We start from the raw sequence: 6,135 nt of genomic DNA, 5'->3' as shown, positions 1-6,135 counted from the left end.
TCCGTCGTCGGCAGCGTCAGATGTGTATAAGAGACAGGTGAAAAACACTCCGGGCCGCAGTATCTGGCGGAAGGCTCCAAAAGCGTTTTCATCAACGGCCAGCCTGCGGTGCGCGCGAAAGATCGCACCACCTGCGAAGGCACCGTTTCCGACGATGTCTCTCCTAACGTGATCATCGGCGGGGACACGCTCACGGTCCGCGATATCAAAAGCGGTAAAACGCCGGGTCTGGCGCTGGGGATGATTGCGCTCTCCCTGCTGCGCGGGCGTCCGGGCAAGATCCTGAAAAACATGCCCTGCGCGCTGGCGGCGGCTGGCGGCGGGATGCTGGCGGATATGGCGGTCAACGCCGTGTTCGGCTCCTCGCACCCGGTTCACGCCGCCACCGGCGTGAAGGTGCTGAATGACGACGACGAGCTCGATTTCTCGCTGCCGGGGCGCTTCCCGCTGCGCTGGCAGCGCAGCTATAACAGCCTGACCACCCGCGAAGGGCTGTTCGGCCTGGGCTGGGCAACGACCTTTGACAGCTATCTCTCGCTGGAAGATAACAATGCGACCTGGTTCGATGAAACCGGGCGCGAGCTGAGCTTCGAGCTGCCGCCGGTCGACCGCGCGTTTTACAGCATCAGCGAAGGCATCATTATCCGCCGCAATGAGAACGGCGACGTGGCGATTGCCGACGACGACGGCGCGGTGTGGCGTCTGTATAAACCCACCCGGGCGAACCCCTCAATCCTGCGTCTGGCCTCCCTCAGCGATGAATACGGCAACGCGCTGCTGACGGCGTGGGACGAGCACGGCAGGCTGGTTGGTCTTCACGACGAGCCGCGGGCGATAGACGTCACCCTCCGCTATGAGGATGAACGTTTCCCGCAGCGGGTTACCGCAGCCAGCCATTTCGACGGCAACCAAACCTGGCCGCTGATGCAGTGGGGCTACGATGCGCGCGGCCAGCTGGCGAGCGCGACGGATGCCTCCGGCGTGGTGACGCGTGAATACCGTTACAACGACCACGGCCTGATGGTCTGGCACCGCTTGCCGGGGGGGCTGGAGAGCGAATACCGCTGGAAACAATTCGATCACTGGCGCGTGGTGGAAAACCGCACCAGCACCGGCGATGGCTGCCGCTTTAGCTACGATTTAGACGCGGGGCTGACGACCGTCGAGCACTACGACGGCCAGACGCGACGCCACTACTGGAACGCACAGAATCTGATTGTGCGCTACGTCGACGAGCGCGGTGAAAACTGGCGCTACGAGTGGGACGATAACGAGCTTCTGACGCGCCGTATCGATCCGCTCGGCAACGTCGTCACCTTCGTTTACGACGAGATGGGCAACCGGGTTCAGGAGACCGACGCCGACGGCAATACCCGCACCACCACCTGGCTGGAGCACCGCGCGCTTCCCTCGGCCATTATCGAAGCCGACGGCAGCGCCACCCGCTTCTGGTACGACGAACACCACGGGCTGAAGCGCGTGGTGGATCCGCTGGGGCAGACCACGAAGCTGCGCCGGGACGAGTTTGGCCAGGTTGTGGAAGAGGTCGATGCCGCAGGCAACAGCCGCTATCAGGAGTACAACGAGGCCGGGCAGATTGTCCGTTCGACGGACTGTTCCGGGCGTGTTACCCGCTATCGCTATCATCCGCTGGGCTGGCTGGTGGCTGAGACAGGCGCCGACGGTGAAGAGACGCGCTACCGCTACGACGCCGCAGGGCGCCCGGTGCAGCTCGATCGCCCGGAAGGCTGGACTGAGTCGCTTAAATGGAACGAACGTGGCCTGCCGGTGAGGCACGCGGGCGCCGACGGGAAAGAAAGTGAGTTCAGATACGATGAGGCGGGGCGCTTAACCGCCACCCGTAATACGCAGGGCGAAGAGGTCCGTCGCCGCTGGGACAGCCGCGGGCGTCTGATTGCCCTGGAAAACGAGAACGGCGAAGCGTACCAGTTCCGCTGGGGCGCTGACTCGCTGCTGCTGGAAGAGGTAGGGCTTGATGGCGTGGCCTCACAGTATCGCTATGACGCCTGCGGACGCACGATTGCGCGCACCTTTGCCGCCGGTCATCCGGAAGCTATCACTCACGCTTTCGACTGGAGCGCGAGCGGCCAGCTGGTCGCCCGCACCACGCCAGAAGGGCAGACCCGCTACCACTACACGCCGTCCGGGCTGTTAAGCCGCATTGGGCTGCATCCGGCGCTTTCAGCCGATGCCTGGAGCACCGAGGCGGCGCAGGAGCTCGCCTTTGAGTATGACGCGCTCGGCCGCGTGACGCGCGAAGCGGGCGAGCATGGTGAGCTGGCGTGGGGATATGATGCGCTGGGCAACCGCACTTCCGTCACGCTGCCCGATGGCCGCGAGCTGAAACAGTTCTACTACGGCAGCGGGCATCTGCTCAGCATTGCCCTCGATAAGCTCTCGGTCTCCGACTTTACCCGCGACGAGCTTCACCGTGAAACCAGCCGCACGCAGGGGCTGTTGACCACCCGCAGCGAATACGACCGCCTGGGCCGACTGCATCGGCGGGACGTCTTTACCGGCAACGCCCAGCGCCCGTCGCCGCGCCGCTGGTCCCGCCGCTGGGATTACGATTACCGTAATAACCTGGTTCGCGAAGAGCGGGACGATAACCCGTTCAGCTGGTACCGCTGGCAGTACGACAGCGCAGGCCGGCTGCTGGTTCAGGACGGCACGCTGCCCGGTCAGGAGCAGTGGCACTGGGATGCTGCCGGTAACCCGCTCGAAGGATCTGCTGAGAAGGTCACGCACAACCGCCTGACGCAACTGAATGGCATTCGCTGGCGCTATGACATCCACGGCCGCACCGTTGAGAAGGATAACGGCCAGACCCGCTGGCACTACCGCTACGATGGCGAACATCGCCTGACGGAGGTCATCAGCCAGCCGCGGGATCGCAACAGGCCGCAGACTCAGGTCAGCTTCCGCTACGATCCGCTCGGGCGACGCATCATCAAAACGCGCCGCCAGATGCTGGGCGGCCAGCCAACCGGTAAGCCGGTCACCACCCGATTTGTCTGGGAAGGGTTCCGCCTGCTGCAGGAAGTTCACGGGGATGTGCCGCTGACCTACGTTTACAGCGATCAGGACAGCTACGACCCGCTGGCGCGTATTGACGGCGCTGATGACCCGGAGATCTTCTGGTTCCACTGCCAGCCCAACGGCACGCCGGAACGGATGACGGATATCGAAGGGCAGGTGCGCTGGGAAGGCGTGAACAGCGCCTGGGGCAAGCTGCTGCGGGAAAGCGAGACGCAGGTATCAGGATATTCTCAGAACCTGCGCATGCAGGGGCAATACCTGGACCGTGAGACAGGGCTGCACTACAATCTGTTCCGGTATTATGACCCGGACTGCGGACGGTTTACGCAGCAGGACCCGATAGGGTTAAACGGCGGATTAAATCTTTACAGCTATGCTCCTAATCCTATAGTTTGGACAGATCCTTTAGGTCTTACACCTTGTAAGGGGTTACCATCCACTCGAAGGGCTGGAGGCACAGGCAAACATTATGATCCCGTAAATGGTCAAGGGTTGTATGTGCTACACGATGGAAAGAATATTATCTATGTAGGACGTGGGGATGCTCCAGCACGTTTGAATAGCCATGCGAATACACCGGGTAAATCACATTTGGAACAGTTGACCATATTTGATAATAATTTGACCAAAGCGGAAGCTAAATTCTTGGAACAAAGGATTATGGATCTTAATGGTGGAGCTAAGTCAACAAACTCTTTAACAAATCTCCTCAATAAAATCAGGTCATATAGCCCTAATAACCCAAACGCTAGCAAATATGATATTGCAGGCCATAGTAGTGATTGGGGAGGGGAAGTATTGAAAGATGCGTTATCAATTCTGAAAGGGAATGGCTTATGAAAGTAAAATATAAAGAGGGTGACATCTTTGTCATTCCGATGAGTAATGGGAAGTATGCGATTTGCCAAGTTGTTTTTGCTCCAAAGCAAAAGTTTAAGCAAGCATTAGGCTTCTGTATTTTATCAATACAGGATACGGAGGAGTTTAAAGAGAACAGTTCACTAACACCTCTATCTTTTGAAAAATTTGGCAAAGAGATGAAGGTTCTGTTCACTGGCAACCAAAATATTAGCAAAGGCATTTGGAAAATTATTGGTCATGCTGATCTCACAGAAGAAAAAAAACAATTAAAAATATTTAATTATGCTGGTGGCTTATATGATGGGGAGGAGGAAATCAGGCGTTTGTCTGTTGCTGAATATCCTAATTACATAACTATGGGAGTTTCAGGCTTTGAGCTTGTCGACAATGTTCTAATAAATATTTGATCATCAGGGGAAGGGAGCTTCCCCTGCTAGTTTTCATACAACAGCAGCTCATTAACAGCTTTAATAAATTCACAAGTTTTTATGAGTGTATGGCCAAATAATATTGCAACAATACATGCTGGAGAAGAATAGCCACAAGTTTGTCCCGCAGATCTGGATATTAATATTCATACCTTCGCCCGGAGCGGGAAAGGGCAGTCGGTCGTCTGCACTACGGTGGAAGGGCTGACCCGCTACCACTACAACCCGTGAGGTCTGCACTACAATTTGTTATAGTATTATGACCCGACAGCGGACGGTTTACGCAGCAGGACCCGGTAGGGCTGGCGGGGGGATAAACCTTTACCAGTATGCGCCGAATGCGCTGGGGTAGGTGGATCCGTGGGGGTTGAGTAGGTGTTCTGGAGGTACCCGCTTAACTGTCAATAAACCGAAGATTTTAAGCAGCACAGCTGTCATCAACTGAGAGAAAATTCCTCGAAAGACAGTTTATGAAAAAATGAATGCCTTAAACCGAGCGGCTCAAAGATGAGAGTTAGTTTGGTCTCCTGGCCCCCATGAGGTTAGGATTTCATCTTTGCAAAGTTCTTACAGGCAGGCTGTTTCTGCACGCTTTGAAAAAATGTTTGGTTCAGCATCTGATCTAAGTAAGTTAAACGCTGATCATCCTGTTGATTTAATTGTTGGAGGTTCGCCTACACAAAGATTACAAATGCTGAATGAAACTATTAATAAAAGTGTCGGTAGTTCTTTGAAAAATGCAGGCAGAAAGGCGGGGCATCAGCACGGAGATGCTATCAGTGAAATAATATTTCAATAGCGGGTAAAATGAATAAATCTATTAATATACAGACGGATACTGCCACATTAGTAATTTATGATTTGATGTCATTAAAGCATAGGATTAATGATGATGCAGATTGGTGGAGTCTTCCAGAAGATGAAGTTGAAGAAATAAATAAAGGGAATGTATTATTTCTCAATCTTGGAGATGATGGTAATTATAAAGTTGATATTAAAAGTGACATTGGTGAATATACCGGATCGTTATTTTTAAACGTACCTACTGGAAAGGTTTTCATAGGGGCGGGAGAGGATGTCACTGGCGGAGATCTGGAGCCAGATGATTCAGATGCTATTTCAGGCGAGTTTATTACTTTAAAACCAGGTAGTTACGAGGTTAAATATAAAAAGCATGGTTCAGATGTGCTAATTTCCTTTACAAAAGCAACGTTTACTGAAAACTCATTAGAAGAGGGTGTTTGTCTCTGAATGAAAATCCAAGCCCTGGCGTGGATTTTTTCATCCAAAAAAATGTTAAATAATTAATTAGTTCACTACGTAGCCATTTTTAACACTATTCTTTTTTCCTTCTGCACGCATCTTGCTTGCTTTTTTCGCGCCTTGCTTACCCTTGTCTTCAATAAGCTGTCAGTATACTCGCGACGAATAACTCTACCCTGAGTAAAGCCCCCAGTGGCGGCTGATCCCCGTAGCGAGTAAGACCGCCTTGGGCGACCGCATCGCCGGGACGTTTTTACTTGCAATGCCAGGTGCCGTCGCCGCGCCGCTGGTCCCGCCGCAGGGATTACGACTACCGTAAGAACCTGGTGCGGGAAGAGCGGGACGATAACCCGTTCGGCTTGTACCGCTGGCAGTACGACAGCGCTGGGCATCTGCTTGTTCAGGACGGCACGCTGCCCGGACAGGAGCAGAGGCGCTGGGATGCTGCCGGTAACCCGCTTGAAGGCTCTGCTGAGAAGGTCACGCACAACCGCCTGACGCAGCTGAACGGCATTCGCTGGCA

Annotated in this window: 3 protein-coding genes and 3 pseudogenes; 5 read left to right on the top strand and 1 reads right to left on the bottom strand. The window is 54.5% G+C overall.

Annotation, left to right across the window (positions count from 1 at the left end; all coding sequences use genetic code 11):
- Positions 1 to 39: 39 nt before the first annotated feature.
- From HBA26_RS22275 to HBA26_RS22260, 4 genes and pseudogenes are all read left to right on the top strand, one after another.
- Positions 40 to 3,477, top strand: a pseudogene (locus tag HBA26_RS22275) (RHS repeat-associated core domain-containing protein); the annotation flags it as partial.
- 419 nt (positions 3,478 to 3,896) lie between these two features.
- Positions 3,897 to 4,328 (top strand): immunity 26/phosphotriesterase HocA family protein, encoded by a 432-nt coding sequence (locus tag HBA26_RS22270; RefSeq protein WP_126346178.1) that lies wholly within the window; start codon positions 3,897 to 3,899, stop codon positions 4,326 to 4,328.
- Positions 4,329 to 4,905: 577 nt separating this feature from the next.
- Positions 4,906 to 5,148, top strand: a complete 243-nt coding sequence (locus HBA26_RS22265; protein ID WP_166721054.1) for a hypothetical protein — start codon at positions 4,906 to 4,908, stop codon at positions 5,146 to 5,148.
- Positions 5,149 to 5,156: 8 nt separating this feature from the next.
- The gene (locus HBA26_RS22260; protein WP_126325868.1) at positions 5,157 to 5,600 is read left to right on the top strand and encodes a DUF6386 family protein; all 444 of its coding nucleotides are present in this window, start codon (positions 5,157 to 5,159) and stop codon (positions 5,598 to 5,600) included.
- Positions 5,601 to 5,657: 57 nt separating this feature from the next.
- Here the strand turns inward: HBA26_RS22260 and HBA26_RS23015 are convergent.
- A pseudogene (locus tag HBA26_RS23015) lies at positions 5,658 to 5,744 on the bottom strand (hypothetical protein); the annotation flags it as partial.
- A 125-nt stretch (positions 5,745 to 5,869) separates the two neighbouring features.
- Between HBA26_RS23015 and HBA26_RS22255 the strand changes: the two are divergent.
- Positions 5,870 to 6,135, top strand: a pseudogene (locus tag HBA26_RS22255) (RHS repeat protein); the annotation flags it as partial.

Origin of the sequence: Enterobacter sp. 725m/11 (genome assembly GCF_011683705.1) — a bacterium.
GTDB classification, from domain to species: Bacteria; Pseudomonadota; Gammaproteobacteria; order Enterobacterales; family Enterobacteriaceae; genus Enterobacter; species Enterobacter bugandensis.
Note: the sequence above shows the minus strand (reverse complement) of the source record. Positions and strands in the feature narration are given on the sequence as shown.

Bases quoted from the DNA above. Each gene is read 5' to 3' on its own strand.
- HBA26_RS22270 (WP_126346178.1), top strand. From the start codon at position 3,897: ATGAAAGTAAAATATAAAGAGGGTGACATCTTTGTCATTCCGATGAGT.
- HBA26_RS22260 (WP_126325868.1), top strand. From the start codon at position 5,157: ATGAATAAATCTATTAATATACAGACGGATACTGCCACATTAGTAATT.